This window comes from Polaromonas sp. P2_G11 (assembly GCF_056403595.1).
The window spans coordinates 477802-502134 of record NZ_JBFUFE010000002.1; the positions used below are offsets into that span (position 1 = coordinate 477802).

Annotated in this window: 24 protein-coding genes; 16 read left to right on the top strand and 8 right to left on the bottom strand. The window is 62.8% G+C overall.

Features of this window, described 5'->3' with window-relative positions; all coding sequences use genetic code 11:
* The first annotated feature begins 152 nt into the window (after nucleotides 1-152).
* Both AC1DWQ_RS08775 and AC1DWQ_RS08780 read left to right on the top strand, forming a co-directional pair.
* Nucleotides 153-1856, top strand: a complete 1704-nt coding sequence (locus tag AC1DWQ_RS08775) for a ShlB/FhaC/HecB family hemolysin secretion/activation protein (protein ID WP_477669281.1) — start codon at nucleotides 153-155, stop codon at nucleotides 1854-1856.
* A gap of 41 nt (nucleotides 1857-1897) precedes the next feature.
* A complete protein-coding gene (locus AC1DWQ_RS08780; RefSeq protein ID WP_477669282.1) occupies nucleotides 1898-6817 on the top strand; it encodes a beta strand repeat-containing protein in 4920 nt (1639 codons plus the stop codon).
* Nucleotides 6818-6918: 101 nt separating this feature from the next.
* Here AC1DWQ_RS08780 and AC1DWQ_RS08785 read toward each other — a convergent pair whose 3' ends face one another.
* The gene (locus tag AC1DWQ_RS08785; protein WP_477669283.1) at nucleotides 6919-7638 is read right to left on the bottom strand and encodes a C40 family peptidase; all 720 of its coding nucleotides are present in this window, start codon (nucleotides 7636-7638) and stop codon (nucleotides 6919-6921) included.
* Nucleotides 7639-7920: 282 nt separating this feature from the next.
* Here AC1DWQ_RS08785 and AC1DWQ_RS08790 point away from each other — a divergent pair, with 282 nt between their 5' ends.
* Complete coding sequence (locus tag AC1DWQ_RS08790; RefSeq protein WP_477669615.1) at nucleotides 7921-9021, top strand: PQQ-dependent sugar dehydrogenase; 1101 nt, start codon at nucleotides 7921-7923, stop codon at nucleotides 9019-9021.
* Between the two features lie 8 nt (nucleotides 9022-9029).
* Here AC1DWQ_RS08790 and AC1DWQ_RS08795 read toward each other — a convergent pair whose 3' ends face one another.
* The 3 genes from AC1DWQ_RS08795 to AC1DWQ_RS08805 are packed head-to-tail and all read right to left on the bottom strand — an operon-like array spanning nucleotide 9030 to nucleotide 10608.
* The gene (locus AC1DWQ_RS08795; RefSeq protein ID WP_477669284.1) at nucleotides 9030-9506 is read right to left on the bottom strand and encodes a RidA family protein; all 477 of its coding nucleotides are present in this window, start codon (nucleotides 9504-9506) and stop codon (nucleotides 9030-9032) included.
* Nucleotides 9507-9555: 49 nt separating this feature from the next.
* On the bottom strand, nucleotides 9556-10203 hold the full coding sequence (locus tag AC1DWQ_RS08800; protein WP_477669285.1) for a LysE family translocator: 648 nt from the start codon (nucleotides 10201-10203) through the stop codon (nucleotides 9556-9558).
* Between the two features lie 48 nt (nucleotides 10204-10251).
* Nucleotides 10252-10608, bottom strand: a complete 357-nt coding sequence (locus AC1DWQ_RS08805) for a hypothetical protein (protein WP_477669286.1) — start codon at nucleotides 10606-10608, stop codon at nucleotides 10252-10254.
* A 198-nt stretch (nucleotides 10609-10806) separates the two neighbouring features.
* Here AC1DWQ_RS08805 and AC1DWQ_RS08810 point away from each other — a divergent pair, with 198 nt between their 5' ends.
* Nucleotides 10807-12276, top strand: a complete 1470-nt coding sequence (locus AC1DWQ_RS08810; RefSeq protein WP_477669287.1) for an aminotransferase-like domain-containing protein — start codon at nucleotides 10807-10809, stop codon at nucleotides 12274-12276.
* 90 nt (nucleotides 12277-12366) lie between these two features.
* Here AC1DWQ_RS08810 and AC1DWQ_RS08815 read toward each other — a convergent pair whose 3' ends face one another.
* Complete coding sequence (locus tag AC1DWQ_RS08815; protein ID WP_477669288.1) at nucleotides 12367-13017, bottom strand: LysE family transporter; 651 nt, start codon at nucleotides 13015-13017, stop codon at nucleotides 12367-12369.
* A 124-nt stretch (nucleotides 13018-13141) separates the two neighbouring features.
* On the opposite strand from AC1DWQ_RS08815, the gene AC1DWQ_RS08820 reads away from it, so the two are divergent.
* Genes AC1DWQ_RS08820 through AC1DWQ_RS08835 form a run of 4 tightly spaced genes read left to right on the top strand, consistent with a single transcriptional unit; the run spans nucleotide 13142 to nucleotide 16022 of the window.
* Nucleotides 13142-13948: an MlaE family ABC transporter permease gene (locus AC1DWQ_RS08820; RefSeq protein WP_477669289.1), complete on the top strand. Its 807-nt coding sequence runs from the start codon at nucleotides 13142-13144 to the stop codon at nucleotides 13946-13948.
* A 29-nt stretch (nucleotides 13949-13977) separates the two neighbouring features.
* Complete coding sequence (locus AC1DWQ_RS08825; RefSeq protein ID WP_477669290.1) at nucleotides 13978-15003, top strand: MlaD family protein; 1026 nt, start codon at nucleotides 13978-13980, stop codon at nucleotides 15001-15003.
* Nucleotides 15000-15683: a hypothetical protein gene (locus AC1DWQ_RS08830; protein ID WP_477669291.1), complete on the top strand. Its 684-nt coding sequence runs from the start codon at nucleotides 15000-15002 to the stop codon at nucleotides 15681-15683. Before AC1DWQ_RS08825 ends, AC1DWQ_RS08830 begins: the two co-directional genes overlap by 4 nt.
* A gap of 33 nt (nucleotides 15684-15716) precedes the next feature.
* Nucleotides 15717-16022, top strand: coding sequence for a hypothetical protein (locus AC1DWQ_RS08835; protein ID WP_477669292.1), 306 nt, complete (start codon nucleotides 15717-15719; stop codon nucleotides 16020-16022).
* Nucleotides 16023-16043: 21 nt separating this feature from the next.
* Here the strand turns inward: AC1DWQ_RS08835 and AC1DWQ_RS08840 are convergent, their stop codons facing one another.
* Entirely contained in the window at nucleotides 16044-16283 is a 240-nt protein-coding gene (locus AC1DWQ_RS08840; RefSeq protein ID WP_477669293.1) for a hypothetical protein, read from the bottom strand.
* Between the two features lie 224 nt (nucleotides 16284-16507).
* On the opposite strand from AC1DWQ_RS08840, the gene AC1DWQ_RS08845 reads away from it, so the two are divergent.
* A complete protein-coding gene (locus AC1DWQ_RS08845) occupies nucleotides 16508-16942 on the top strand; it encodes a nuclear transport factor 2 family protein (protein WP_477669294.1) in 435 nt (144 codons plus the stop codon).
* Between the two features lie 18 nt (nucleotides 16943-16960).
* Nucleotides 16961-17419 (top strand): MerR family transcriptional regulator, encoded by a 459-nt coding sequence (locus AC1DWQ_RS08850; protein WP_477669295.1) that lies wholly within the window; start codon nucleotides 16961-16963, stop codon nucleotides 17417-17419.
* Here the strand turns inward: AC1DWQ_RS08850 and AC1DWQ_RS08855 are convergent.
* A complete protein-coding gene (locus tag AC1DWQ_RS08855; protein ID WP_477669296.1) occupies nucleotides 17416-17994 on the bottom strand; it encodes a TetR/AcrR family transcriptional regulator in 579 nt (192 codons plus the stop codon). The two genes, AC1DWQ_RS08850 and AC1DWQ_RS08855, sit on opposite strands and share 4 nt — an antisense overlap.
* Before the next feature lie 128 nt (nucleotides 17995-18122).
* Here AC1DWQ_RS08855 and AC1DWQ_RS08860 point away from each other — a divergent pair, with 128 nt between their 5' ends.
* The 3 genes from AC1DWQ_RS08860 to AC1DWQ_RS08870 all read left to right on the top strand — a co-directional run bounded on the left by AC1DWQ_RS08860 (nucleotide 18123) and on the right by AC1DWQ_RS08870 (nucleotide 20483).
* Entirely contained in the window at nucleotides 18123-18590 is a 468-nt protein-coding gene (locus AC1DWQ_RS08860; protein ID WP_477669297.1) for a nuclear transport factor 2 family protein, read from the top strand.
* A gap of 112 nt (nucleotides 18591-18702) precedes the next feature.
* Nucleotides 18703-19227: a hypothetical protein gene (locus AC1DWQ_RS08865; protein ID WP_477669298.1), complete on the top strand. Its 525-nt coding sequence runs from the start codon at nucleotides 18703-18705 to the stop codon at nucleotides 19225-19227.
* Nucleotides 19224-20483: an Hsp70 family protein gene (locus AC1DWQ_RS08870; RefSeq protein ID WP_477669299.1), complete on the top strand. Its 1260-nt coding sequence runs from the start codon at nucleotides 19224-19226 to the stop codon at nucleotides 20481-20483. Before AC1DWQ_RS08865 ends, AC1DWQ_RS08870 begins: the two co-directional genes overlap by 4 nt.
* A gap of 29 nt (nucleotides 20484-20512) precedes the next feature.
* Here the strand turns inward: AC1DWQ_RS08870 and AC1DWQ_RS08875 are convergent, their stop codons facing one another.
* Complete coding sequence (locus AC1DWQ_RS08875) at nucleotides 20513-21373, bottom strand: LysR substrate-binding domain-containing protein (protein ID WP_477669300.1); 861 nt, start codon at nucleotides 21371-21373, stop codon at nucleotides 20513-20515.
* Nucleotides 21374-21493: 120 nt separating this feature from the next.
* Between AC1DWQ_RS08875 and AC1DWQ_RS08880 the strand changes: the two genes are divergently transcribed.
* From AC1DWQ_RS08880 to AC1DWQ_RS08890, 3 genes are all read left to right on the top strand, one after another.
* Nucleotides 21494-22843: a class-II fumarase/aspartase family protein gene (locus AC1DWQ_RS08880; RefSeq protein ID WP_477669301.1), complete on the top strand. Its 1350-nt coding sequence runs from the start codon at nucleotides 21494-21496 to the stop codon at nucleotides 22841-22843.
* An 18-nt stretch (nucleotides 22844-22861) separates the two neighbouring features.
* Complete coding sequence (locus AC1DWQ_RS08885) at nucleotides 22862-23836, top strand: tripartite tricarboxylate transporter substrate-binding protein (protein ID WP_477669302.1); 975 nt, start codon at nucleotides 22862-22864, stop codon at nucleotides 23834-23836.
* A gap of 168 nt (nucleotides 23837-24004) precedes the next feature.
* Nucleotides 24005-24331 (top strand): helix-turn-helix domain-containing protein, encoded by a 327-nt coding sequence (locus tag AC1DWQ_RS08890; protein WP_477669303.1) that lies wholly within the window; start codon nucleotides 24005-24007, stop codon nucleotides 24329-24331.
* The last annotated feature ends 2 nt before the right edge of the window (nucleotides 24332-24333 follow it).

Consider the following 24333-nt stretch of genomic DNA (forward strand, 5'->3'; position numbering starts at 1 on the left):
ATAAGACCGTTGGTAATTAATCACTTTTTCTCCCTTGTATCAGGTTTCACAATTGGTTACCGTGAATTAGTTCACAAAAAATACAGCCCGCAAGTGTCGAATCACAACACCTGCAGGCACTTCGGAAACCTTGATTTTCAACGGGGCTGGCGATGAAGCGTATCGATCATGTGGGCGTGCACAGCATGTGGACTGGTGCTTTTTCTGTGCTCATGGTCATTTCGACAACTGCGCTGGCGCAGCAGGCCCCATCCACCATTGACCCCGGCCGGGTTCGCGAGCGTTTTGACTTCCAGCCCGAGCCCGGCGCCTCAGCGGCACCTCCGGAAATCAGGACCGAGCCAACAGGGCCTTTGCCTGAATCACTCAGGGCCATCAGGGTCACGCTCAGGCGCATTGATATTGAAAGCAGCACCGTACTGCCCGGTGGCGTCCTTCAGGCGAATGCGGACAGCTATACCGGACGGGAGATTTCCGGCAGCGAGATTCTGCAACTCGCGTCTTCGCTCACCGCGATGTACCGTAACGCAGGCTACATCCTGTCATTGGTGGTGGTGCCGCCGCAGTCTCTCGCCGACGGTACGCTCACCCTGCGTGTGGTTGAGGGCTACATCGACAAGGTGAACATTCGGGCGGGGGACGATGTCAGTGCCCATGTGAAGGAGCAGCTCGCAGCCATCGGCGAGAAGATCAGGGCGTCGCGGCCCATTCAGGGCCCCGTGCTTGAGCGGTACCTCCTGATCGCCAATGATTTTCCGGGTGTCGAGTTGCGCAGCGTGCTGGCCCCTGCGCATGCGCCGGGTGCGGCTGACCTCACACTGATCGCCAGCGTGAAGAAAGTCGAGGGCTTCGCTGCCGCCGACAACTATGGGTCGAAATACCTCGGCCCCGCCGAGATCGGCGTGGAAGTGAACATCAACCAGTTGCTGGGCGTCAACGACCAGTGGCGCTTTCGGGGCATGAGCAGCGGCAACTCCGAGCTGGCCTATGCACAAATTTCCTATAGCCAGGTAGTCACGACAGAGGGTCTCAAACTGTCCGCTGCCGTGTCCAGGGCTCGCACACGTCCGGGCGACATCCTGACGCCGTTTGATATGCGTGGCAACGCGGACACGACGACGGTCTCTGCTGCGTATCCGCTGCTTCGGACCCGCAATGAGAGCGTGACTGCAAGGGCAACGTATGAGCACACCGACGTGCAAACCGATGTGTTGGGCACCCGGGTAATTGAAGATCATCTCCGTGTGCTGCGCCTGGGGCTTGGGTGGCGAGTGCTTGACCGCCTGGGCGGGCAGAACTCGCTGGATGTGGATTTCAGCCAGGGACTGGGTGGCACCCAGGAATCCGATCCGCTCAAAAGCCGGGCAGGGGCCAAAGGGGTGTTCAACAAACTTACCTTCGATTACGAGCGTACCCAGCCTCTTGCTTCGAACCTTGCACTTACGCTGGGCCTGAGCGGGCAGTGGGCCAACACCCCCCTGCTTTCGTCGGAGCAATATGCGGTGGGCGGCCGGCGGTTTGGGCGGGCCTACGAGCCTGCTGAACTGGTGGGTGAGCGCGGGCTGGCGTTTCGCGCCGAACCTCGTTATTCCGGTTCCTCGGACTTCGCGGGCTTCAGGTCATGGCAGCTCTTTGCCTTCTATGACATCGGCAAGGTCTGGACGGTGGGCTGTACTTGTGTGGGCATGCCCAACAGCCAGAGCCTGGCATCGGCAGGGCTGGGGACTCGCCTCTTCCTTCCACGGAACGTGGTGGCTGCGGTGGAGATCGCCTGGCCCCTGACCAAACCCATCGCGAGTTACCAGCCCCACGGAAAAGACCCCCGGCTGCTGGGCACGCTGCTGGTGCGCTTTTGATGATTTGTTCAATGACTTTTCTTTGCCTCAAGAGGTGATCCATGAACGCTAAGCTGAACTCCCCGAGTGCTTCCACTTCCGGCCGGCGCCGGCGATCTTTTGCGCTGAAGGCCCTTCCGGCGGCGGTCGCCATGCTGTTCTCGCCGCCAGGCTGGCCGGTTGACATCGCCGGTGGCGCAGGCCTTCCCCAGAACGGCACGGTGTTTTCCGGCACGGCCTCAGGCTCGGTTTCGGGCAACCAGCTCACCATCAACCAGGGAACCGACCGCGCCGTGGTTAACTGGGGCTCGTTCGACATCAACCCCGGAAAGATGGTGCAGATCAACCAGCCCAACGCAAGCTCGGCCATGCTGAACCGCGTGACCGGTGACGCCAGCCCTTCCCAAATACTGGGCAGCCTTTCGGCCAACGGAACAGTGATGCTGATGAACCCCAATGGTGTGATGTTCGGGCAAAACGCCGTGATCAATGTGGGCTCGCTCATTGCCACCACGGGCAACATTGATGTCAACAACTTCATCAACACCGGCGGCGCACAGATCACCGGGGCCGTCGGCAGTATCACCAACCATGGCAGCATCACCGCGCAAAATGCCGGCCTGGTGGCTTTGGTCGCGCCGTCGGTCACCAACCACGGCAGCATCACCGCCACCGGCGGCACGATTGCCCTGGCCGGCTCAACCGCCGCCACGGTCACCGTGTCGCTCAACAGCGGACTTTATGAGTTCGCCATACCGGGCGGTGCAACGGGTTTGAGCGTGTCCAATATGAACCATGCCAGCCTGAACGGCGAGACCCTCTTGCTGGGCGTTGGCGATGCCGCCAACCTGCTGTCCGGCGTCATCAACCTGGAGGGCATTCAGCAAGCCAGCAATGCCATCGTGGTCAACGGCCATACGGTGGTTCTCAAGTCGGTACTGGACGCAACCCAGGTCAGCGGCAATGCAGGCCAGGTCGATGTGTACAGCGGGGCACGTATCCAGGACGCCGTCAACATTTCAAAGACAGGCACACCAGGAGCGGGGGGCTCTGTAGATGTTCACGGAGGCGCTTATGCCGAGCAGGTCACCCTGAACAAGGCCAACCTGACACTGACAGGCCTGGACGGCGCAAAAATCGTGGTCCCCGATGCCGGGCAGGTTAACGGCATCAGCATTACCGCCAACAATGTGACGGTCACCGGGATGGAGATCGCCGGGCCTGTTAACCAGCCGTACACAAGTTATGCGTGGGGCTCCAATATCAGCCGCGGCATTGCGGTGGCCAATGGCGTCACCGGTTTCACGATCAGCAACAACAACATCCATGACGTGCGCAACGGCATCCTGATCGACGGGCGCAACACGGGCAGTGTGACAGGCAACCGGATTGAAAATACCAAGAGCGCCATCTCCGTGCAGTACACCGACGGCAGCGGCATTGGCATGGCCGGCAACAGCCAGGGCCCGGTGGGCAACGAGTGGGGCCTGAACCTGCACCTGAACGGGCACGTGGTTGGATCGAATCCCAACCCTGTCTCCAACAGCATGCCCATCGCTGCCGCTCCTACCCTGTCACAGCAGCAGTCTCTGCTGGACCTGAGCGCGGCCAATGGCGGCTGGTCCGTGCAGGACCAGGCGTACACATCGTCCAACCGCACGCACGTGACGGTGGCTACCACGGGCTCTTCGGGCGCACAGGGCAGCGTACTCACCCCGCTGGGAAGCATCCAGGGCGGCGTGGATGCCGTGGTCACGGGCGGCACGGTGAACGTGGCGGCCGGCAACTACAGCGGCAGCGTCAACATCACCAAGTCGCTGACGCTGGACGGCGCGGGGGTGGGGCAGACGGTGCTGCAGTCCGCCGCCGCAGGCAGCGGCGACGCGGTCACTATCAACAATGCTTCCAACGTGACGCTCTCCGACCTGTCGATTGCCGACTACCTGTACGGCTTGCGCATCAACGGTACATCCAACGACGTGACCGTCAATCGCGTGGCTTTCAACAACAACACCTTCGGCATGCGCAACGGCACCACGACCCGGGCCGACAACTTCCGCATGCTCAACAGCACCATCACCGGCGGACAGATCGGTGTGCAGACCTACAACGGTTACCAGATGGTCGGCGGCGCTCCGGTGGCCACGGGCTCTTTTGAGAACGCATTGTTTGAGAACGTCACGGTGGACGGCCCCAGCTTCAAGGGCTTTTATCTTGAAACCGCGAACAACCTGACTCTCAGGAACGTCGCCGTCCTGAATGCCGGCAACTATGGGGCGCCTGCATCTTCATCGCTGCATAAACGTTATGGCGCCGGCATCGACATCAATCTGAAATACGACAACTTCAATGCGATCAATTTTGACAACGTGACGGTCAAAAATTCTGGCGCGAGTTCGGGTGATCCGACGGCTGCGGCGGTGGTCATCAAAACACGCGGAATCGCCGGTGACAGCGCCGATTACACGGCCGCACCGGCCAGCCTGCAAAGCGTCAACATCTCCGGCGGCAGCATCGAGGGTTCCAGCCGGACAGGCATACGCTTTGAAACCATGAGCAATGGCCATGGCGGCCAGCCCACGGTCGCCATCAGCGGCGGCACCCAGTTCAAGAACAACGGGCAGGACATCTCGGTGGACGCTGTTGCGGTTGATGCTCGCGGCGCTGTCTTCGACGGTGCGGCCGACGGTTTTGCCATCGAAGACCGCGTGACCCATGCGCTCGACACCACCGGGCGAGGCCTGGTGACATGGACGGACGGCAATGTCTATGTCACGCAGGCCAGCGGCAGCATCCAGAGAGGCGTCAATGCCGTGGTTGCCGGCGGCACGGTCAATGTGGGCGGCGGCACTTATGTGCAGCCCTCCACGCTGGTGGTCGACCGTAGCGTGACGCTGGCCGGTTCGGGCCAGGGATCGACCGTGATCGACGCACGCGGCGTCAGCGGCTACGGTATCAACGTGACAGCCGACAATGTCTCGCTGAAGGACTTCACACTTTACGGCCCGAGTGCCAACGTAGCCGGGTCCTACGGCATCAAGGTAGCACCCGTCGGAGACGCATCAGCGCGGCTGCGCAACTTCTCCATCAGCAACGTCACCAGCCGGGGCGCGGGCCGGGCCGAGCTGGACCTCAATGGCGTTGACGGCGCGCTGATCGACCGTGTGACGGCCGACGGCGCCCCGGTGGGCAACAACACCGGCAGCACGCAGGGCGCCGGCATCCAGCTGACCGACAGTGCCAACGTCACCGTCAGCAACTCGACCACCCGCAACAACGCCTGGGGCGGCCTGGCGCTTTACCAGGCCAACCGTCATTACAACCAGCAGGTGAAAAACATCACGGTGGCGAACACCAACTCTTTCACCGAACGCAACCCGGTGTACATGCAGGATGAATCAGCGAGCCTCAACTTTGGTGCGCTCAACATTCAGGGCTTTGACTTTGCTGTACGCAATGCCGGCACGGCGGACAACAACTACCAGTACACCTGGCTGCAGGCTTCGCAACAAAATGCACTGGACTATGCCGTCAACCTGGGTAGCGCGGGTTCCAGCTACGTCCAGGGCTGGAACGGTGCGCAGGCCACGCAGGACTTCCAGGTGGGTATTGGCAACCTTCTGGGCGGCGGGACCCAGGCACTGTCCATCGGGACGGCCATGGGCAATGCGGCAACCGGCGCCAATATCCGCGTAGGCGCCGGCACCTATGCCGAGGACGTGGTCGTAAACAACCCCTACAACCTGTACTTCGGCGGCTCGACCCTGCACGGCCTGACGCTCAATGCCGGCGCGGGCGGCTCCGGCGTCAGCGGCAACGTCACAGTGGACGGTGCGGGTGGCATCCTGTTCAATGCCCCGGTGAACCTGCTGGGCGACACAACGCTGGCAACCCTGGGCGCCAACATTACGCTCAACGGCGATGTGCAAAACGCCGGCAGCGCAGCCCGCGCGCTGCGGCTCGTCGCTGGCTCGGGCAGCACCCGCGGCAATGTGCACATGGTGACGGGCGGCACGGAGACCAACGCGCTCGGCCGGTTTGAGGTTGTGGCCAGTGACTTCAGTCTGGACAGCACCTTGTGGGTAAAAGGCTACGGCATTGACGCACTCGGCAGTGTTGCCCTGAGCAACCACACGCTGCGCGGGCAGGACGCCACACAGTCCAACACTCTGAACGCCGGCGGCGACGTGAGCGGCTCCACCATCAGCCTGGGTGCCGTCCAGGTCACCAGCGGCGGCGATGTCTCGGCCAACGTCACCGCCAGCGAAGTGGCGGTGGCCGCCGTAGGCGACGTAAGCGGCACCACCACCAGCCAGGGCAATGTGCAGATCAGCAGCAGTACCGGCGACATCAGCGGCAACATCACCGGCAACAACGTTGTCGTGCAGGCTCAGGGCGACGTAAGCGGCACTACCACCAGCCAAGGCAATGTGCAGATCAGCAGCAGCACCGGCAACGTCAGCGGCAACATCAGCGGCAACAATGTGGTGGTGCAGGCGCAGGGCGACGTGAATGTCGTGGTCACTGCCAGCAACTCGGCATCGCTGGCCGGCGACACCGTGGTGGCCAACGTGGTTGCGCCCATCATGGCCGTGGAGGCCGTCACCGAGGTACAAATTTCCGGCACATCCGCCCAGGTGAGCATTGATTCGCCAAAAGGCAGCGTTAGCGGCAGCTTCGGCCAGGTGACCAATTCGGGCAGCGGCCTCGTCAATGTCAACGGCAAGCCGCAGGGCAATCAGCAACTTTCGTCTAATGCGGAAAATAACCGTGTGATTCCGGCCGGCAATAACGTGGCTGACAACGCCGGGGCCGGGGCTGACGGTGCAGGGGCAGCTACGCCGACGCTTCAGCTGGCGCTGGCCGGTGAAGGTACGACTTCTCTGGTTTCGAGCACCCCTGCCAAAGCGGGCGACGCCATCGATAGCGGCCAGGCTGTGGAGCTGGACATGTCACCAGGCAATGGGAGAGATAAGGATTGAGGGCTGGCCGGTGAATGGCCGGGCTGGGGCCTGAGCTTGACTTGACCCGGAGATTAGCGTCGATGCGACGCCTGTGCCCTTAACTCCGGTTTAACTCCGGTTTAATTCCGGTACTGTTCCTGCTGCATCAGCAGCTCAGCCTGCCGCGCAACCGACACCTGCGGGGCTGCCGCCTGAGCTGGCGGCTTGTCCGATGCGGTAGCTTGCGGCTGTTGCGGGCGGGCGGGCAACGCGGCCGCGCGGGGTGTGGCCTCTTGCGCCACCCCGTTGGATGGCTGTACGCGGCGGGCGCCGTCGAAGCGGCGCTGCCAGTAGCTCACACCCATGCTTTCGACGCGGACTTCAGCGCCGGGCTTGGGTGAGTGGATGAACTTGCCGTCGCCGATGTAGATGCCGACATGGCTGAAGGCCCGCTTCATCGTGTTGAAAAACACCAGGTCGCCGGGCTGCAATTCGGTCTTGTCGATGCGCTGGGTGGCGGCGGCTTGCTGTTCGGCGCGGCGGGGCAACAGCAGCCCGACGCTTTGCTCGTAAATGGCGCGTACAAAACCGCTGCAGTCAAACCCCGTTTCAACGGTGTTGCCGCCGCGCTTGTAGGGCACGCCCAGGAAACCCATGGCGTTGACGACCAGCTCGGAAGCCTTGTTGGTGACGCTGTGGCGGACGTTGTCAATCTGGGTCAGCAGGCCCTTGTCGGCGAGCAGTTTGTCCATGTCGTTGTCGCCGCCTGAATTGCCGGGTGCTGCATGCACGCTGGCCGCCAGCAGGGCGGCAGAGGCAATGACGAGGGCAGGGGCAATCATTCGCATGGCGCCAAGCATACTTGACGGATTAGTCCTACGTCAACTCATGTTGTTTCTTGATAACGTTGACAACCCATTGATTTGTAACGAATTTGTAGGGGATTACCCGATTTATTACCCCCGTATGCCATGTTTTACACCGCCTTGGCCCGGCTTGGGAATGATCAAAAGGCGGTTTTCCCGGTCAAATGGGCGTGACGGGCCGATTCATGTGCTTTCACGTTTTTTTTAGAGTGAAATATGGCTTTAAACCAATACCGGCGTACGCAAGCAGCTATATTTTTGATAGCGGCCAGTGTGATGTTCCAGCCCGCGCAGGCTCAAAGCGTTCGCCCTGAAACCGTGGCGGCCGGCCTGGAAAACCCCTGGGGCGTGGCTTTTTTACCGGGCGAGCGTTTTCTGGTCACGGAGCGCCCCGGCCGCCTGCGGGTCGTCGGGCCGGGCGGCAAGTTGGGCACGCCGGTGGCCGCCCTGCCGGAGATTGCCGCCAGCGGGCAGGGCGGCCTGCTGGACGTGCTGGTCGACAGCGACTTTGCCCGCAACCGAACGCTGTATTTCTGCTTTTCAGAGCCTGCCGCCACCGGTAGTGGCAACAGTACGGCGCTGGCGCGCGCCACCCTGAGCGCTGACGACACCCGGCTGGAAAACCTCAAAATCATCTTCAGCCAGAAGCCCAAGGTGGCCAGCACGGCGCATTTCGGCTGCCGCATTGTGGAAAGCCGCGCGGCACCGAACGGCGCGCCCGATGGCAAGCTCTTTCTCACGCTGGGTGAGCGCTTCAGCCGCAAGGAAGACGCCCAGAAGCTGGACAACCACCATGGCAAGATTGTCCGCATCAACAAAGATGGCTCGGTTCCCCAGGACAACCCCTTTGTCGGCAAACCAGGGGCTTTGCCTGAGATCTGGAGCTACGGCCACCGCAACGCCCAGGGCGCGACGCTGGCGCCCGACGGCACCTTCTGGATGCATGAGCACGGCCCGCAGGGCGGCGATGAAATCAACCTGCCCAGGCCCGGGGCCAACTACGGCTGGCCGGTCATTACCTACGGCGAAAACTACGGCGGCGGAAAAATCGGCGAAGGCCTGACGGAAAAGGCCGGCATGCAGCAACCGCTGCATTACTGGGTGCCATCCATCGCGCCTTCCGGCATGGCGTTCCTGACCAGCGAGCGTTATGGCAAGTCCTGGCGCGGCAACCTGTTTGTGGGTTCGCTCAGGTTCGGCTACCTGGACCGGATCGAACTGGCGTCGCCGTTCGCCGGCAAGGTGGTGCGTGAAAGCAAGCTGCTGTCTGAAGCCGGAGAGCGCATTCGCGATGTGCGCCAGGGGCCGGACGGGCTGCTTTACGTGCTGACCGACAGCAACAACGGCAAGCTGATACGCCTGCTGCCCGGTGGCTGAATGCAGGGCTAGCCGGCTACTGCAATGAGATCGATTTCGACCGACGCACTCTTGGGCAGCTGAACAACGCCGACAGACGTACGCGTGTGGGCGCCGGCCGGGCCCAGTACTGCATACAGCACCTCAGACGCGGCATCGGCGACTTCGCTCTGCTGGGTGAAGTCCTGCGCCGACTGCACAAACACCGTGATGCGCAGAATGTGCTTCACGTGGTCCAGGCTGCCGAGGCTTTGCCGCAGCAGCGCCAGCGCGCGCATGGCGCAGATTTTTGCCGCCAGCTGGGCCTGCAGAACAGACGTTTCTGACCCCACGCGGCCGGTAACGACCACGGTATTGCCGACACGCGGAATCTGCCCGCTGACAAAGACCTGGTCGCCGTGCTGCACGACAGGCACGTAATTGCCGCCTATCTTGATCTCACCGTCAAAGCTGTAGCCGAGTTCGGCCTGCACTGCGGCGAACCGGGTGTCGCGTGAATCTTCCATGGACAGGAATTCCTCTTGATGTAGTTGGATGGAGCGTGATGTGGGTGTTTCAGGCAGGGCTCTTCAACCGTAGCAGGCTCAAGCCCAGCAGGCCAAACGCACCGCCGCAGAGGCGATTGAAAATGCGGGCCCGGCGGGGCGTGCCAAACCATTGGTGGGTGTGTTTGGCCAGCAGCACATAGGTGAAGTGGGAGACCAGCACGCACGCAGCGAAGGCGCTGGTCAGTGCCAGGAATTGCGGCAGCATCGGCGCCTCCGGGTGGATGAACTGGGGGAACAGCGCGGTGAAGAACAGGATGCTTTTGGGATTGGTCACCGCCACCAGCAGGCCTTGCCGGAACAATGCTGCATTGCTTTTTCCGGCGGATGTTCCGGCGTGTGTCCCGTCAGACAGGGGCGTGTCGAACATCGAGGTCTTGCTGGTCCACTGCCGCCAGCCCAGGTACATGAGGTAGACGGCGCCCACGGCCTTGAGCACAGCGAACAGCCAGGCCGACGTGTGCAGCAAAGTGCCCAGGCCCGCCATGGCCGCGGTGGAGACGGCGAACACGCCGAGCACATTGCCGGTGGAGCTCCACAGCGTCTTGCGCGGCCCCCAGGCCACGGCGTTGGAAACCGCCAGCAAAATGCCCGGCCCGGGGCTGAGCGCGGTGACAAGTGAAATGGTGATGAAGAGCAGCCAGGCGGAAGTGGTCATGGTGAGATCAATTAAAAAATGATGGGGGCAATTTATTTCCGGCGGCGCCTATGCAGCCTCGGCGCTACGCAGCCAGCTGCGCACGGCCTTCACGATTCCTGAAAAGTACCTTAAAAGCACGCTTCCCGTCTGGCCCGGGGCTTTTGCCGAGGCTTGGTTCAGCACGCATGCTGCGCCCCCGTGCTGGGCGGTCACCGTGATCCATCCGGTCTGGGCGACGGTATGCGACTGTCCCGCCTCCAGCGGCATGCTGTCGCGAAAGACCTGCTCGCCAAGCCAGCGCGGGGTGCCGGTCACCAGCAGCGTGCCCGAGGTGCTGATCAGGGCGCTGCCCGCCTTGGTGTGAAAAAACAGGGACTCACCGGCGTCCAGTTGAAGGTGGCGAGGTGCAAAGTGCTCTTTCATGGCGGCTCCATTCATGGGTTGGTGAACTGGAAAAACGGGGGAAGGAGACATCAAGGTTAAAGAGACCGGCACTTCCCCGACAGAGCCAGGCAAGTCCTTTCTGTATCGGTACAGATGACTGTTTATTCATCTGTTATGGTCTGATTTCGCCCCATCTGTGGCTGTGTCCCGGCTTCCCCTTCACGGATCATTCGGTTTATGGACCTGCAACCCTCGCCATCCCTGTCGCAACCGCTGTATTTACAGCTCTCCAGCCATTACCGCCAGGCGATCCAGTCCGGCGTTTTGATGCCGGGGCAGCGCATGCCGTCCGTCAGGGCGCTGACGCGGCTGCACCAGGTCAGCCTGTCGACGGCGGTGGAGGCCTGCCACACGCTGGAAGACGAAGGCCTGCTGGAGGCGCGGCCGCGTTCGGGCTACTTTGTGCTCAAGCGTCGCCGGATGGATATCCAGCCGCCCAGCGAGCCGGAATGCGGCCACAGGCTGGATCCGGCACAGTACGTCGGCATCCATGACCGGGTGTCCGATTTCGTCGCCAAATGCGATGTCTACCCGCTGGTGACCAACCTGGCAGGCACCTACGGCTCGCCCGAGATGTACCCGGCCGAGGCCCTCAAAAACGCCGCCACGCGCGCGTTGCGCAAGCACCCGCAACTGCTGGTGAACCCGCCGGACTTCCTCAACGATTCACCGCTCAATGCCGTGCTGGCCAAGCGGGCGCTGGAGGCCGGCATGCGGCTGTCAGCGGAAGACATCCTGGTCACGCACGGCTGTATTGAATCGCTGAACGTTGCCTTGCGTGCGGTGGCTCGGCCGGGGGACACCGTGGCCGTCGAGTCACCGACGTACCATGGCCTGCTGCAGATCCTCGAAAGCCTGGGTCTGCGCGCGCTGGAGATTCCCACCAGCCCGAAGCTGGGGATTTCCGTGGAGGCGCTGGATTTGGCCTTCCAGACGCACGACCGCATACGCGCCGTGGTGGTGATCCCCAATTTCCACAATCCGCTCGGCAGCGTGATGCCCGACGCCGAAAAGGAAAAGCTCGTCGCACTGTGTGATCGCCAGCAGGTCGCGCTGATTGAAGACGATACCTATGGCGCGCTGGGGCCCGACGACATTCCGCTGAAGGCGGCCAAGGCCTGGGACCGAAGCGGCTCGGTGATTTACTGCGCATCGCTGCGCAAGACCCTGGCGCCCGGGCTGCGTCTGGGCTGGGTCGCCGGCGGACGCTGGCAGGCGCGCATCAAGATGCTCAAGTACGCGCAAAGCCGCGCCAACGACATGGTGGGCCAGCTGGCCGTGGCCGAGTTCATGGCCTCCAGCGCCTATGACCGCCACCTGGCCAGGCTGCGCCGCATGCTCAACGTGCAGCGCGAGCAGATGGCCGAGGCGATTGCGGCGCACTTTCCCGCCGGAACCCGGTTGTCGGTGCCCCGTGGCAGCATGATGCTCTGGGTGGAGTTGCCGGCGGGTACCTCAGCGCAGGCGGTATTCGACATCGCCATCCGGCAGGGCATACGGGTGGCGCCCGGTTCCATGTTTTCCAACTCGAACCGCTTTGACCACTTCCTGCGCATCAGTTGCGGCTCACCGTTTTCCAGCGAGACCGACAGCGCCCTGCGCAAGCTGGCGGGCATTGTGTCGCAAGCTGGGCCCCGGCCGGCTTGAGGGCATGGCGCTGCTATTTTGAGGGTTTTAGGGCTCCAGCCCTTTAGGGGTATGCGCGAGTAGCTACTGTTTTGATAGCGATCGACGCGTCTAATGCGCCGCAGCGTGGCTGCGTTTGACAAAGAACAGGCCCGCACCCACTGCCATCAACATGCCACCGAACAGCCGGTTTTGCAGCCGCACCGCACGTGCGTTCCTGAACAGCTTTTGCAAACGGCTCGCGGCAAATGCGTAGCCGTGCATCACCACGGTGTCGACCGCCACAGTCGTGAGCGCCATCACCAGCAACTGGGGCCACAGCGGCCTGGCGGGGCTGATGAACTGCGGCAGCACTGCGACCATGAAAAGAATGCCCTTGGGGTTGGTGACGTTGGTCAGCAGGCCGGTGAGAAAGCGCCTGCGCGCTGAAATACCGTTCGCATCGGCTGCGGGGCCGGCATCTTCCGCTGCTATACCGTTCGATGAGCGCCACTGCGACCAGCCGATATAGATGAGGTAGAGCGCGCCCAGGATTTTCACGATGCTGAAGGCCAGCTCGGACGCCACCAGCAATGAGCCCACCCCCGCCCCGGCCACCAGCAAAATCACCACCAGCCCGATCTGCAAGCCCGCGATGGTGGCACGCGTGCGCCGCATGCCGTAGCTCAGGCCATGGCTCATGGCCAGCACCGCGCCCGAGCCGGGTGAGAGCGCGATCAGGATGGAGGCGAGGAAGTAGGCGGTCCAGGTGTCAATGGCCATGATGAAACGGTGACGAAATGAAGAAAGAAGGATGGCGGTGATCGTGGGCCGGGAGCTGGCCCACGCCGCGCAAAACGCCTGCCATCCTACATCGACGGCAATAGCCCGCGGGTATCATGGCCCAATGGCTTCAACAGCATCATCCTGGCAAGGCCGCCTCTCGCAAACACGCCGTACCGCCCAGCACTGGCTGATCGAATGGTGGCGCCTGGTGAAATTGGGCGCGATCATCCTGGTGCTGACCCTCTCGCCTTCCAGCTACAGCCCGCAAAGCCGCACGGTGCTGTCCCGCCACATCTACATCAACACGGCGCCCATCCTGCTGGGCTTTACCTTGCTGTGCGCGCTGGTCACCGTGGTGCTCACGCGGATCGTGCTGGTGACCGCGCTGAGCTACGGCTTGTCGCAGTACGCGTTGCAGGTCGTGATCCGCGTGCTGGTGCTTGAACTTATTCCGCTGACGGCGGCGCTTTTTGTGGCGCTGCGCTGCACCATCCCTGATGGCGCCGAACTCACGGCCATGCAGGCCAGCGGCGAACTCGACGAGATGCGCGAGCGCGGCATCGAGCCGGTGCGGCGCGAGGTGCTGCCGCGCGTGGTGGCGGGCATGTTCTCCGGCATCACGCTGGCTGCGCTTAGTTGCGTGGTGGCGCTGGTGGTGGCTTATTTGGCAACCTACGGCTTCGCCTTGTCGGGCCTGGCGGCCTATACCCGGCTGTTCGGTCAGGTCTTCAGCCCTTCCGTCACGCTGATCTTTGTGCTCAAAACCCTGTTCTTCTGCCTGGCCGTGTCGCTGATCCCCATGGCCTCGGCGCTTTACGGCATGGGCGAAGCCAGCGTGCGCACCAGCGCCGAGATGCGCGGCCTCGTGCGCATGTTCGCCGTGATTTTGCTGATTGAAGTGGCTTCGCTGGTCGGCAACTATTATTGACCGCCTCAATAAATACCAAATAACAATCCATGAGCTCACCCCACGACCCTTCATCCCCTGAGCACGGCCGGCCGGATCCGCTCCAGCCCGCGCGGGAGCCGGAGTCTTCGCCGGCGGAAATCGCCAACCTGGAATTCAAGGCCCGGCTTCTCCTGATCTTCATGCTGCTGCTGGTGGTGGGCTCGGCCCTTTATGTGATGTATGCGCGCGGGGCCTTTGAGTCCACCCAGCGGCTGGTGCTCATCGCCGAAGACTCCGAAGGCGTGGTGGTCGGCATGGACCTGACTTTCTCGGGTTTCCCGATAGGCCGCGTCAAGCGCATCGAGCTGGCCAGCGACGGCAAGGCCCGCATATTGGTGGATGTGGCCGCCAAGGACGCCCACTGGCTGCGCACCACCAGCGTCTTCACGCTGGTACGCGGCCTCGTCGGCGGCACCAACATCCGCGCCTACACCGGCTTGTTGAACGACCCGCTGCTGCCCGACGGCGCGGAACGCACGGTGCTGCTGGGCGATGCGGCCGGCGAAGTGCCCAAAGTGATCGCTGCCGCCAAGGACCTGATTGAAAACCTCAACACCCTGACGGGAAGCGGCGGTGCGGTGGGTACCAGTCTGGCCAACCTGCAGACGCTGACGGAGCGGCTGAACGGGCCGGGCGGTGCGTTGACAGTGTTGCTGGGCAGCGAGGCCGAGGCCAAAAAGTTTGCCGCCACGCTGGAGCGCACCAACTCGCTACTCACCAAACTCGACGGGCTGGCCGCCAAGACCGACACCCAGGTGTTCGGCGACAAGGGACTGATGCCCGAAACCCGGGCCACCGTGGTTCAGCTCAACGCCATGCTGGGCGAGGCCCGCACCAGCCTCAAGAAAGTGGATGCATTGCTGCAGGACGCCCAGGCCGTCACCCGCAACGCCAAAGATGCCACTGACGACCTGGGCGTGCTGCGCGCCGACGTGGAAGCCAGCCTGCGCAAGGTTGAGGGGTTGATCAACGAAATCAGCCGCAAATGGCCTTTCGCCAAAGACGCCCGCGATGCGGAGATGAAGCTGCCATGAAGAACATCTTTACGTATGCCGCCGCGCTGACTTCGGCCTTGCTGCTGGCCGCCTGTGCCGGCGGCCCGCAACCGCCCGACTGGCAACTCGAGGCCAAAGGTTCGATGGACCGCTCTGTGGCCGCCTACATGGAAGGCAACAGCCGCGTCGAGATGGCCGAACTCGGGCGCGCCCGCACGCAGCTGACACGCTCCGGCCGGGCCGAACTGTTAGCCACCGCCGAGCTGCTGCACTGCGCCACCCGGGTTGCCAGCCTGGTGCTGGACGAGCCCTGCACCGGTTTTGAGAAACTGCGCGAAGACGCCACCGACGCCCAGCGCGCCTACGCTGATTACCTCAAGGGTCAGGTGCAGCCGCAGGGCATTGCCTTGCTGCCTGAAGCGCAACGCCGGGCGGCGGCTGGTGACGTCGGTGCTGTGGCGGCCATTGCCGACCCGTTGTCGAAACTGGTGGCTGCCGGCGTGATGCTGCAGGCCGGTAAAGCCAGTCCTGCCGTGATCACCCAGGCGATTGATACGGCGTCTGTGAAAGGCTGGCGCCGGCCGCTGCTGGCCTGGCTGGGCGTTCAGCTGCGACGGGCAGAGCAGGGTGGCGACACCCAGGAAGCTGCAAAGCTGCGGCGCCGCATCGAGCTGACGCAGGGCATGCCTCCTGCACCGGTGAAGTCGCAAACGCCCTGATCCTTGTCCCGTTTTGCCTTGAGAGAAACAACCGTGAGCTACCGCCTCAGGCTTTACGCCTATGAAGACGCCTCCGCAGAAGAGCTGCAGGCCGCTGAGCAACGCTTCCGAACGGCGGTGGAAACCGAGCTGGGAGACGAAAGCCTGGTCTGGCCGGTGTACGCGGCCTACATGAAACTGGTGGCGACTTACGGCGAAGCGCCGGCCGAAGATGTCCTGTCAAGCGACGAACTGGAAATCTTCAACCAATGGCAGGCGGCCGAGCTGGCTGCCGTGACGGCCGCGCTGGGACCGAACCGGTATATGGGCGACGCGCAGTTTGAAATCCGCCCCGCCTGAAAGGGAGCGGACCTGAAGCGTTCAGGGCGAGCGGCTCAGCCGAGGCGAGGCCAGCGCCCGCAACTGGTCGGAAATGGCGGTGTCAACGCTCTTGAGCTGTTTGAGGAGTTGCGCTTTCTCCAGCGCGGCGTGCAATTGCTGCAAGTCCTTGCTGCTGGTGGTGGCCTTGATCTGGGCCAGCGCTGCCGGGGTGTTGCCGGTTTTCAGCACCGCCAGCATCTTGCTGACCCATTCACTCGTTGCAGGCTTTTTGGGGTTCATGCGCCATTGTAGGTTTGCTATTAAAAAAATAGCTGCTCGCGCTTGACCACATTGCGCTGGCGGCCGATTTCATGGTGGATTTTGCGGGATTCTGCCTCCAGGGCTTGACCTTGAGTGCACTCAAGGTATTCCAATCCTTTCAGGGCCCTGGCAATGTTGCCGGCCTTTACCCACTTCATACCCACTTCGCAGTCGATGCGAAGAAGCCTTCAAGGAGTTTCATCATGAGTGCAGCACCCACCACCGACATCACAGCGGCCAACCGCCTGCGCATGCAGGAGGTCATGGCTGAACTGGACAAAGGCAACGGCCAGGCATTTGTCGACGCCATGGCAGACGATTTCTGCTGGACCCTTGAGGGCAGCACGCCCTGGTCGCGCACCTACCGCGGCAAGCAGGCCGTCGTCACCGAGCTGCTGCGGCCGCTGTTTGCCCAGTTCGCCACGCCCTATGTCAGCACCACAGAGCGCGTCATGGCCGACGGCGACATGGTCGTCATCGAGTTCCGCGGGCAAGTTACCACCCATGCCGGCAAGGCCTACAACAACCGCTATTGCTATGTTTGCCGCATGGAAGGCGGGCAAATGAAAGAGCTGACGGAGTACTTCGACACCGCCCTGGTGAGCGCTGCGCTGGAGGCGCCCGCGTTGGCCGCCTGAGCCGTTATACAGTCGGGCATGGCTGAAAGTTTTCTGATCGGGCAACTTGCCGCACGCACCGGGCGCAGCGTGCACACCATACGCTGGTATGAGGCACAGGGTCTGATCCCCGGCGTGACGCGCGACGCCGGCGGCCGACGCGTCTATGGCGATCTGCACATCAGCTGGCTGGACCTGATGGACCGGCTGCGGCGCACCGGCATGTCGATTGCCGAAATGCGGGAGTACACCGCGCTGGTCAAGCAGGGCAGCAGCACGCTCAGGCAGCGGCAGGCGCTGCTGGCCGCGCACCGCGCGCAGGTCAAGGACATGATTGCCGAATGGCAACTGGCACTCAAGCTGCTGGACAGCAAGATCGACTTTTACGGCGAGTGGGTGGCGTCGGGCAAACGCCCCGCCGTGAAGGTGGCTGAGCGTGCGGGTGTTGCGCTTGCGTCGCGGCCCAAAGAAAAATCGCGCCGGCCTGGAAAAACCTAGCGGCCGCCCGCTTTGCCGGCCGGACTGTCCAGCCCGTTCAGCAATAGGCGCAGGCCCGCCAGCGCCGCGTCAGCGCCGTCCATCTGCGCCCGTACGATGGCGCCGTCCACTGCCAGCGCGGCTGCCCGCGCCGCCTCTGCCTGGCCCGCGCCACCGGGCAGCAAATCGGCAATGACCTGCTGCATGTCCTGCTTGTGCCGGCGTGCAATGTCTGCCACACCCGGCAGGGTGCCGCCCACTTCCGCCACGGCGTTGATGAAAGCGCAACCGCGAAACGCCGGGTCGGCAAACCATTCGGCCATGGCCTGCACCAGCGGCGCCAGCCCGCCGCCGGGTCGCGCGCCATGGCGGCCCAGCGCGTCGACAAACCAGCCCATCCAGCGTTCATGCCGGTAGTCCAGGAAGGTGCGGATCAACTCGTCCTTGCTGGGAAAGTGCCGGTAGAAGGTGAGCTTGGCCACGCCCGACTCGGCAATGATGCGGTCGATGCCGGTGGCGCGCAGGCCGTCGCGGTAGAAAAGTTCGTGTGCCGTGACGAGGATTCGCTCGCGTGCGGGGAGGGTGGAGAGGTCCATGGCGTCATTGTAGATGCGACATAGACAGATCTGTCTACATGTGACAGAATTTCATCAAAGTAGACAAATCTGTCTACATCTGGTTTTCTGCCCATTTCGCCCATTTTGTTCAACCCCAGGAGATCTTCATGGAATCACGGCCACCGCTTCCCCCCTTTACGTTTGAAACCGCCGTGCAGAAAGTCCGTGCCGCCGAAGACGGCTGGAACACGCGTGAGCCGCAGCGTGTTTCCATGGCCTACACGCCGCAAAGCAAATGGCGTAACCGCGCCGAGTTCGTCACGGGGCGCGAAGAAATCGCGGGCCTGCTGTCGCGCAAATGGGTGCGCGAGCTGGACTACCGCCTCATCAAGGAACTCTGGGCCTTTGGCGGCAACCGCATTGCCGTGCGTTTTGCCTACGAGTGGCACGACGATGCGGGCAACTGGTTCCGCTCCTACGGCAATGAAAACTGGGAGTTCGACGGGAACGGCCTGATGGCCGTGCGCCACGCCAGCATCAACGACCTGCCCATCAAGCCCGCCGAACGCAAGTTTCACTGGCCGCTGGGGCGCCGGCCCGACGACCATCCGGGCTTGAGCGACCTGGGTTTGTGAGCGGGCGGTAAAATCCGGGTCCGAGGCGCACCGTGTTATTTGAAGGCGGTGCGTACACCTGAATTTGCCCCTGGCCCCGCTGCCGGGGTGCCCGACCCGAGTGACCTGCGTTTTGATTGACTCCCGCACCCTGCCGGCCGGCCCGGCCGATGAATCTCTCCACGACACCCCGCCAAACATCCAGGAGCCGCGCCTTTGGTGCGGTGACGGCTGGACGGCCAAGGTCATCAAGAACGAAGACGACGACGGCTGGGCTGTCGCCATGATCAAGGACGGCGAACCCGAGCCCGCGCTGGTCGGCCCGTGGACCATGGGCCGCGACAAGAAAAATCCCAAGCCGCTGGATGGCCCGGCTTTCAGCACGCTGGTCAAAACTGCTTCCGAATTTGTGCGCAGGCATGAGCAACAGCTGCATGCCACGCTGCACCAAAGCATCACCGTGACGGCCAATGCAGCGCGCATCACGGTTTCGCTCGACATCGTTCCGGACGAAGACAACCCGCACGGCCTGCTCAGCGCCGCCGACGAAACGGGCGAAGAGCTCGCGCAGGTGCGCGTGGCGCCGTCCTTCAAGCTCAACCGCGCCAGCGCCGTGGCGTGGGCCGAAAGCGGCTTCGCCAAGCCGGCCGGGCGGTGAGCGCCGCGTCCAGCGCCTGCGGGATCGACTTCGGCACCTCCAACTCCACTGCGGGCTGGAGCCGGCCCGGGCAAGCCGCGTTGCTGACGCTTGAAGACGGCAAACCGACGCTGCCGTCGGTGGTGTTTTTCCATGCCGAAGACGAGCACGTCAGCTATGGCCGGGCGGCGCTGGCCGATTACCTGGCCGGCCATGAAGGCCGCCTGATGCGTTCGCTCAAAAGCCTGCTCGGCACGGCCATGATTGATGAGCACACCGAGGTCGCCGGCCGCGCGCTGCCGTTTCGTGTGCTGCTGGCACAGTTCATTGGCGAGCTCAAGCACCGCGCTGAAAAAGCTGCAGACCAGCCCTTCAACCAGGCCGTGCTGGGCCGCCCCGTATTTTTTGTGGATGACGACGCTGCGGCTGACAAACGGGCTGAAAACACGTTGGCCGAAATCGCGCACGCGGTGGGCCTCAAAGAAATTGCCTTTCAGTACGAGCCGATTGCGGCGGCGTTCGACTACGAGTCGCAGATCAGGCGTGAAGAGCTTGTGCTGGTGGTTGACATTGGCGGCGGCACCTCGGACTTCGCGCTGGTGCGCCTGTCGCCCGAGCGTGCCCGCAAGGCAGACAGGCGTGATGATATTTTGGCCAGCGGCGGCGTGCACATAGGCGGCACCGACTTCGACAAATACCTGAGCCTTGCGAGCGTGATGCCCACGCTGGGCCTGGGCAGCCTGCTTCACAGCGGGTTGCAGGTGCCATCGGCCCAGTACTTCAACCTGGCAACCTGGCACACCATCAACCAGGTCTACAGCAAGAAGTCGTGGACGCAGATCAGCGATATCCGGCGCGGCGCAATCGAGAAAGACAAACTGGACCGCCTGCAAAACCTGGTGCGCGAACGGGCAGGGCACTGGCTGGCCATGCAGGTGGAAGCGGCCAAGATCGCGCTTTCTGACGCGCCTGAAACCACCATGGACCTGGGGCGCATTGCACCGGGCGAGACCTTGACCCTGCACCGGCCCGATTTCGACGCGGCCATCAGTGAACTGGTCGGCACCGTGGCGCGTACCGTGATGGGGCTGGTCAAGGACGCGGTTGTCAACGCCGACGACATTGATACCGTATTTTTCACCGGCGGCTCCAGCGGCGTGCCTTTGCTGCGTGAGCAAATTTCAGCATTGCTGCCGCAGGCACGCAGTGTGGAAGGCGACCGTTTCGGCAGCATCGGCGCCGGGCTGGCGCTGGATGCAGCGCGCAAATTTGGTTAGGGGCTGTGTTCTGATGCCATGCGCTTGGCTTACAGCAGGTTCATGAATTGCTGCAAGGCTTCGCCGGGATGCTCGTCGCGCCGGCGGATAAAAAGTGTTTTGACGGCGTATTTCTTGCCGGTCGATGGATGGCAGCGTAAGGCGGACCTGTTGGCCGCGTTTTCGACAATGGACCGTGGAAGCAGCGAGATGCCGACCTCTGCGGCAACACAGCCCAGGATGCCTTCCAGTGTGCCCATTTCAAGCCGGGTGTACCTGGGCCAGCCGCGCTCGCTCAGAAGCTGTTCGAACCGCTGGCGATAAGAGCAGCCGGTCTTGAACATGATCGCCGCCGCGCCGTTTTCCAGGCGCCTGCCGAGCTCACTGGGGCGCACCCAGCTGGCAGACGAGACGAGCACCAGTTCTTCTTCGAACGCGACCAGGCTGACCAGCGCATGGTTGTTGAGCGGGCCGGCGATGAACGCGCCGTCCAGGCGCCGCGTGAGCACGGCCTCGATCAGCGTCGCGGTCGGGCCGGTTTCCAGCGAGATGGCCACCTGCGGAAGCACGCGGCGGTATGCGGCAAGCAGCGAGGGCAGCCGGACCGCAGCGGTGGTCTCCATTGAGCCGATTGTTAGGACAGCTGGAGCGTCTTCCTCTCCTTTGGCCGCGGCCTGCGCTTCATCCATCAGCGCCACGATGCGGTTGGCATAGGGCAGCAGCCGCTGGCCTGCCCGCGTCAGTTCCATGCCCCGGCTATGGCGCTTGAAAAGCGCCAGGCCCAACTCCGATTCCAGCATCCGGATGCGCTGGGTGATGTTGGATTGCACGGTGTGCAGCGTTTGCGCGGCAGAGGTAATGCCGCCCTGGCTGGCGACGGCGGCAAACGTTTTCAGGCCCAGAACATTCATGGTCAACCCATCGCTAAAAGAGAACGGAGGGATCACAACAAATCGTTTTTACCGAGACATCATATTGGATACAGTTTGTTTCACCTAGCAACATCTGTGGCAACGCAAAGGGCCTGACGAATGAACCAGCTCTTCAGTGATTTGCATGACGGCGGGGCCATCGCGGGCATTTTTTCGGAGCGGAATTTTGTCGACCGCTGCCTTCGTTTCGAGCGTGAACTTGCCGCCGTGCAGGCTGAACTGGGTGTGATTCCTCAGGATGCGGCTGATGAAATCTGTCGCGTTGCCCACGTCGAAAACATTGATTTTGCGCAACTCAGGCAGAAGACACGCATGGTCGGCCTGCCCATGGTGGGGCTGGTGAACCAGGTGGTCAAGCTGTGCCGCGGTGACCTGGGCCAGTATGTCCACTATGGCGCAACGACCCAGGACGTGATGGATTGCGCACTGGCGCTTCAGATGCAGGAAGCATTCGCACTGATCGGCGATTCGCTGGCGCAATTTTCGGGGGCGCTGGGCGCATTGGCCACGGCCCACCAGCGCACCATCCAGGCCGGACGGACCAATCAGCAGCATGCGTTGCCCGTCACGTTCGGCTTCAAGGCTGCGGTCTGGAATTCGGGCGTGCTGCGGCAGATGGACCGGCTTGCAGAGGCTGTGCCGCGCGTGGCGACCGGGCAGCTGGGTGGCGCCGTGGGCACGCTGGCTTCGTTCTCCGGCGCGGGGCATGAAACACGCCGGCGCCTGATGCAAAAGCTGGGGTTGAATGAACCGGATGTTGCGTGGCATTGCATGCGTGACGGCCCGGCCGAGGCGGTGCTTCTTTTGTCGCAGATCGCTGCGACGCTCGGAAAGATCGGCCGGGACCTGCTGATGCTTTCCAGCACGGAAGTCGGTGAAGTGGCTTTTGCCGCTGGCAGGGGCGCCAGCAGCACCATGCCGCAGAAAAACAATCCGGTCGCGGCGTCGTCCGTCGTCGCCCTGTCGAGAATGCTGTTCCACACGGCTCCGATGATGCTGGACGCGGCGCTCGTGGAGAACGAAAGGTCGCTGGACGCCTGGTATGTCGAGCTGCATGCAGTGCCGCTGTGCTTCTCCCTGATGGGAGCCCTTCTGGCACAGGCCACGACCATGCTGGACGAACTGGTGGTGGACTCCGCAAGGATGGCGCGCAATGTGGCCCTCACAGACGGGGCGATCGTCACCGAGACCGTGCAGATGGCGCTGGCCAGGCGCATCGGCCTGAACCGCGCGCATGAACTGGTTGCCCGTGCCTGCCAGAAGTCCAGGGTGGAGGGCGTATCGATAGCGGCTGCCCTGGTGGGCTTGCAGTGCGGGCTGGACGAAGCCGCAGTGAATGCGCTGCTTGATGTGAACGAACACCTGTCTTTTGGTGCGCGCGAGGTGGACGCATCGCGCAGGCCGCCGCCTGCCGCCGGGGGCCTGGCAACGCAATCCGTATCCGTTTAACCAACCCGAGGGGGATTTATGACCAGAGCCATCTGCATTGCCTTCATGCTCGCCTTCTGCGCTGCGTCTGCGTGCGCTCAGGAGGCCTATCCCACCAAACCGGTCACCCTGATCGTGCCCTTTGCGGCCGGGGGGCCCATGGACAAACTGGCCAGGGAGCTTGCCGTGCCCATGCAGGCCCAGCTGCGCCAGCCTGTGGTTATCCAGAATCTGTCCGGCGCCGGCGGTAACCTCGGCACGGTCATCGCCATGCGGGCTCCAGCCGATGGTCACACGCTGCTGATGGGGCACATCGGCATGGCGACTTCACCGGCGCTGTACCGGAACCTGGGCTTCAAGCCGGATGTGGATTTCGCGCCGCTGGGAGTGGTGGTCGACACGCCTCTGGTGCTGGTTGCGCGGCCGCAGGTGCCCGTGGACTCCTTGGTGAGCCTCATCCGCTGGATGGCCCGGCAGCCGCAGGTGAGGCTGGCGCACGCCGGTGTGGGCTCGTCATCGCACCTGTGCGGCTTGCTGCTCCAGTCTTCATTGAAAGTCAGCATTACGACCGTGCCCTACCGTGGCAGTGCGCCCGCAGTGGCGGACCTGCTTGGCGGGCATGTGGACATGATCTGTGACCCCACCCCTACGACGGTCGGCCATATCCAGGCCGGCAAGCTCAAGGCAATTGCCGTGACCTCCGCCAAACCCCTGACCGGCACGTCGCTCGCCGCCGTTCCGACCATGGCACGGTTCGGTATTTCGGGTGTCGAGCTGAGCATCTGGTTTGCCCTTTATGCGCCGAAGGACACGCCACCGCACATCCAGCAACGGCTCAATGATGTGCTGCGGACGGCCATGAAAACACCTGCCTTCAGGCAGGCGCAAATTGCCTCAGGCATACAGGTCGTGGAGGATGACCGTGCCACGCTGGCCGGGCACCGCAGCTTTCTGGGCAACGAAATTGCCCGGTGGGGGCCCATCATCAAGGCGGCCGGTGTTTATGCCGACTAGCTGTTCGTGCTGTCCCATGCATGCGGCGACGCTGCAGGGATTAAGTCAGTCTCTCGGTAATAGATGGTTAAGTATTGTTTTTGTATGAAACGCTAGTTTAGTATTGATATTTGTTGTTTGATTAGATAAAATACTATCGTTTTAACAAGAAACGATATTTTTCTATCTATGAAAACATTGTCTGAAGTTGCAGCCAACCTGGAAAGCCAGCGCCAGCGCCTGGGGCTGGATTACCAGGCCGTTGCCGAAAGCACGGGGCTGACGCCTTTGTCGGTGCGCAGCGTTTTGCAAGGCAAGACGGCGCCACGCGTGACCACGCTGATGGCCATTGCCGACCAGCTTGGGCTGGAGGTGCTGCTGCTGCCCAAGGTGGTGGCTGCAGGGCTGCAGGCGCAAGCCGCCGAAGGGCCGGCGCCGGCCTTGTCGCGGGTGGACCGCATCGTGGCCGAAACTTCCCAGCTCGCTGGGGCAAACATCAAGAACGTCAGGCCCTAATC

Bases quoted from the DNA above. Each gene is read 5' to 3' on its own strand.
- AC1DWQ_RS08775 (WP_477669281.1), top strand. From the start codon at position 153: ATGAAGCGTATCGATCATGTGGGCGTGCACAGCATGTGGACTGGTGCT.
- AC1DWQ_RS08780 (WP_477669282.1), top strand. From the start codon at position 1,898: ATGAACGCTAAGCTGAACTCCCCGAGTGCTTCCACTTCCGGCCGGCGC.
- AC1DWQ_RS08785 (WP_477669283.1), bottom strand. From the start codon at position 7,638: ATGCTTGGCGCCATGCGAATGATTGCCCCTGCCCTCGTCATTGCCTCT.
- AC1DWQ_RS08790 (WP_477669615.1), top strand. From the start codon at position 7,921: ATGTTCCAGCCCGCGCAGGCTCAAAGCGTTCGCCCTGAAACCGTGGCG.
- AC1DWQ_RS08795 (WP_477669284.1), bottom strand. From the start codon at position 9,506: ATGGAAGATTCACGCGACACCCGGTTCGCCGCAGTGCAGGCCGAACTC.
- AC1DWQ_RS08800 (WP_477669285.1), bottom strand. From the start codon at position 10,203: ATGACCACTTCCGCCTGGCTGCTCTTCATCACCATTTCACTTGTCACC.
- AC1DWQ_RS08805 (WP_477669286.1), bottom strand. From the start codon at position 10,608: ATGAAAGAGCACTTTGCACCTCGCCACCTTCAACTGGACGCCGGTGAG.
- AC1DWQ_RS08810 (WP_477669287.1), top strand. From the start codon at position 10,807: ATGGACCTGCAACCCTCGCCATCCCTGTCGCAACCGCTGTATTTACAG.
- AC1DWQ_RS08815 (WP_477669288.1), bottom strand. From the start codon at position 13,017: ATGGCCATTGACACCTGGACCGCCTACTTCCTCGCCTCCATCCTGATC.
- AC1DWQ_RS08820 (WP_477669289.1), top strand. From the start codon at position 13,142: ATGGCTTCAACAGCATCATCCTGGCAAGGCCGCCTCTCGCAAACACGC.
- AC1DWQ_RS08825 (WP_477669290.1), top strand. From the start codon at position 13,978: ATGAGCTCACCCCACGACCCTTCATCCCCTGAGCACGGCCGGCCGGAT.
- AC1DWQ_RS08830 (WP_477669291.1), top strand. From the start codon at position 15,000: ATGAAGAACATCTTTACGTATGCCGCCGCGCTGACTTCGGCCTTGCTG.
- AC1DWQ_RS08840 (WP_477669293.1), bottom strand. From the start codon at position 16,283: ATGAACCCCAAAAAGCCTGCAACGAGTGAATGGGTCAGCAAGATGCTG.
- AC1DWQ_RS08845 (WP_477669294.1), top strand. From the start codon at position 16,508: ATGAGTGCAGCACCCACCACCGACATCACAGCGGCCAACCGCCTGCGC.
- AC1DWQ_RS08850 (WP_477669295.1), top strand. From the start codon at position 16,961: ATGGCTGAAAGTTTTCTGATCGGGCAACTTGCCGCACGCACCGGGCGC.
- AC1DWQ_RS08855 (WP_477669296.1), bottom strand. From the start codon at position 17,994: ATGGACCTCTCCACCCTCCCCGCACGCGAGCGAATCCTCGTCACGGCA.
- AC1DWQ_RS08860 (WP_477669297.1), top strand. From the start codon at position 18,123: ATGGAATCACGGCCACCGCTTCCCCCCTTTACGTTTGAAACCGCCGTG.
- AC1DWQ_RS08875 (WP_477669300.1), bottom strand. From the start codon at position 21,373: ATGAATGTTCTGGGCCTGAAAACGTTTGCCGCCGTCGCCAGCCAGGGC.
- AC1DWQ_RS08880 (WP_477669301.1), top strand. From the start codon at position 21,494: ATGAACCAGCTCTTCAGTGATTTGCATGACGGCGGGGCCATCGCGGGC.
- AC1DWQ_RS08885 (WP_477669302.1), top strand. From the start codon at position 22,862: ATGACCAGAGCCATCTGCATTGCCTTCATGCTCGCCTTCTGCGCTGCG.
- AC1DWQ_RS08890 (WP_477669303.1), top strand. From the start codon at position 24,005: ATGAAAACATTGTCTGAAGTTGCAGCCAACCTGGAAAGCCAGCGCCAG.